The sequence below is a fragment of the Halorubrum sp. Atlit-26R genome, assembly GCF_003666015.1.
Classification (GTDB): Archaea; Halobacteriota; Halobacteria; order Halobacteriales; family Haloferacaceae; genus Halorubrum.
In genome coordinates, this window is the sequence record NZ_QPLT01000210.1 from 1 (window position 1) to 733 (window position 733).

Sequence of the window (733 nt, forward strand, 5' to 3'; positions counted from 1 at the left end):
AGAACGTGCGACGGTCGCCGGGTGAGAACTCCCCCGCGGGCGGAGCGAACGGAAAGCGAGTAGCGTTCCCGTCCGCTCTGACGACGACCGCGAGCGCCTCGTTCGGGAGCGCGTCGCCGCCGAGGTGGTCGACCCGGAGGTCGGTCCCGTCCGCGCTCAGGTCCGCGGAGGTGACGATTTCGTCGGTATCAGAGCCCACGCCCCCAACGTAGGCGACCCCGATGGCGCTCGCGCTCACGACGAAGACGGCGACGAGGAGAATCACGCCGACCGTCTCGGACTGGGCGCGGTCGGTTGCGGGTCGGGACATAGAGAGAACAGTCAGATCAACTATTTCCGGTGTGGTATTTTACTATGCGGTCACAGATATCAACAGCGATAAGCGTAGAAACTGAGACTTACGGCTACCCAACTAGCCGTTGGTAGCCCACCGAGAGTTCATCGCTGTTCCGGCGTGCCTCGTATCGGACTGTGACGTTCTGTTGGGATCGATTCTTTTCAGATCGAGAGAGTGTCTGAGTCCTATTCAGTGAGTTTTCGCGAACCAAGTTCGGTGCCGACTTCCTGCTTAATAACGAGTCGATCCCAGCCGAATTATTTTAAAATTAGCCGTTTTTACGCATAATCCCAGCTGCTCAGATTAGATCGTAATACCGTGTTCTCTACCGCGGTCGTAACTGATCGCTCGTTAAAGTCAAATTACCTTTTGATAAGATACGTCGGTCATGGATGG

The 733-nt window shown here is 56.5% G+C and carries 1 protein-coding gene; it reads right to left on the minus strand.

Annotated features, from left to right (window positions below; all coding sequences use genetic code 11):
• A partial coding sequence (locus tag DVK07_RS20175; RefSeq protein ID WP_121598565.1) for a type IV pilin N-terminal domain-containing protein occupies positions 1–310 on the minus strand: 310 nt, incomplete at its 3' end.
• Positions 311–733 lie beyond the last annotated feature (423 nt).